Source organism: Bacillus crepusculi, from assembly GCF_014764715.1.
Taxonomy (GTDB): Bacteria; Bacillota; Bacilli; order Bacillales; family Bacillaceae; genus Bacillus.
In genome coordinates this window covers 1-2,164 of record NZ_JACXXE010000029.1, presented here as the reverse complement: position 1 = coordinate 2,164, position 2,164 = coordinate 1, and the positions used below count along the sequence as shown (strand labels likewise).

The 2,164-nt window shown below is 40.6% G+C and carries 1 protein-coding gene; it reads left to right on the top strand.

Going from position 1 to position 2,164, the window contains the following annotated elements; genetic code table 11:
• The first annotated feature begins 153 nt into the window (after positions 1–153).
• Positions 154–2,130, top strand: a complete 1,977-nt coding sequence (locus tag IEE86_RS19780) for a methyl-accepting chemotaxis protein (protein WP_191098560.1) — start codon at positions 154–156, stop codon at positions 2,128–2,130.
• Positions 2,131–2,164 lie beyond the last annotated feature (34 nt).

Sequence of the window (2,164 nt, the reverse complement as noted above, 5' to 3'; positions counted from 1 at the left end):
CTAGGAGGCTCTTTTTTAATTGAATAAATCGAAAGAAATAGGTAATTATGCTTATTTTAGTTGTTTCTTGAACATTATATCTTGAAAAATAATTCATATTACCTAAGAATAGAGATGGAAGACCAAAAAACATCAATCAAAAGGAGTATAGTCATGAAAAAAATCAACTTTTTTAAGCACTTTACGATGTCAAAGAAATTAATTACTGCATTCTTAGCAATTCTCCTAGTGCCAATTCTCGTATTGGCAGCATTTTCTTATGAAGTAGCATCCAAGTCTCTCAATGATGAGATTATGTCTAGTGCTGCAAATGGAGTGAATCAATTAAACGAACTGATTACTAAAGATGTACAGCCCAAAATTGATGTTGTTTCATATTTATCTAAATCGGTGAAAAAGAAGGAATTGGCCTCTAAAAACAAAGATTTACTCAAAGTGAAATTAGAGCAATTATCAGAAACCGATGAAGATGTAGTAGAGGTATTCATTGCAGATCAAAATGGTCAACTAACTGAATACTCCAAGATCCATAAAGGCGGTGCAAAAAGCGCAAAAAATGAACCATGGTTTCAACAATCGATGGGAGATGAGAAACTCTTCATTTCAGATCCTTTTGTAGAAAAGTCATCTGATGACCTGCTCATCACAATATCAGAACAATTAGCTGATGGTTCTGGTGTGATCGGAATCAATGTGCGATTGAACACGGTTTTGAAAGATACAAACAGCATCAAAATTGGCCAAGAAGGCTATGCGTTTGTCGCCACCTCAGATCAGCGTTATATAGCCCATAAAACGGAAAAGGCCGGGACAAAATTGACAGGTGACTTTATCGCAAAAATGTATGACTCAAAGAAAGGCAGTTTTGAATATGAATACAATGGACAGCCGAAGCAAATGTTTTTTGACACAAATGAAGCGACAGGCTGGAAGATTGCTGGGACAATGTATGTCAACGAAGTGAAGGAAGCCGCACAGCCAGTGCTTCACTTAACAATGATCATACTTGCTGCGGCCATTGTCGCAGGCGGAATCGCGATTTATTTTATTATTAAATCGATTCGAAAGCCACTAATAGAGCTCTCTGAATCGGCTGAGAAAATTAGTCAGGGAGATCTGACCCAGCACATTGAGGTGCGTACTCACGATGAAATCGGAAAGCTTGCGCAGAGCTTTAACGATATGTCAGCGAAGCTGAAACAAGTCATTCAAGCGGTCCAGAATTCAATTGAAAATGTGGCTTCCTCCTCTGAAGAATTAACGGCAAGTGCAGGTCAGACAGCCCAAGCGACCGAGCATATTACATCATCCATTGAACAGTTCTCAAACAGCACGGAGCATCAAAACGAAATGATCGAAAGAAGCTCAGTCCAGCTCAACGAAATGGATCGCAGCTTATCGCATATGGTCGACACCACGTCTCATATGATGGAATCGTCGATTGAATCGAGCAAAACCGCTCAGGCTGGTGGAGCACTCGTTCAAAAAACAGCAGGTCAAATGCAGACAATTGAGCAGGCAGTGAAAGAAGCAGAGCAGGTGATTGCAGGCTTAGAGCAGAAATCAAAGGACATTACAAGCATTCTCGGTGTCATCAACGGCATCGCAGACCAGACGAACCTTCTTGCTTTAAATGCAGCGATCGAAGCCGCACGAGCAGGTGAGGCAGGAAGAGGCTTCTCTGTTGTCGCAGAAGAAGTTCGCAAGCTGGCAGAGCAATCAGGAAGCTCTTCAAAAGAAATTGAAAGCCTGACGAACGAGATCGTAGAGGAAATTGAAAAATCACAGAAAATGTTTAAACAAGTAGCGGGCGAAGTTCAATCAGGATTAAATATTACAGATGAAACGAAGGTGAGCTTTGAGAAAATCACCGATAAAACATCTGAAATGACCGAGCAAATGAAACAAATGAACGGATCAGCCAAAGAACTATCGCATGGCTCAAACGATATTTCACAAGCGGTCAATCAAATCAAAGAGCTTTCTAGAGAAAGCTCTGCAGGCTTCCAAGATATTGCGGCTTCTGCAGAAGAACAGCTGGCATCAATGGAAGAAATCAGCTCTTCCTCCGCCACTTTATCTCAAATGGCAGAAGAACTAAGAGCGCTCATCAAACAATTTAAAATATAAATATAGTGAAACACCTGACACCGAATGTCAGGTG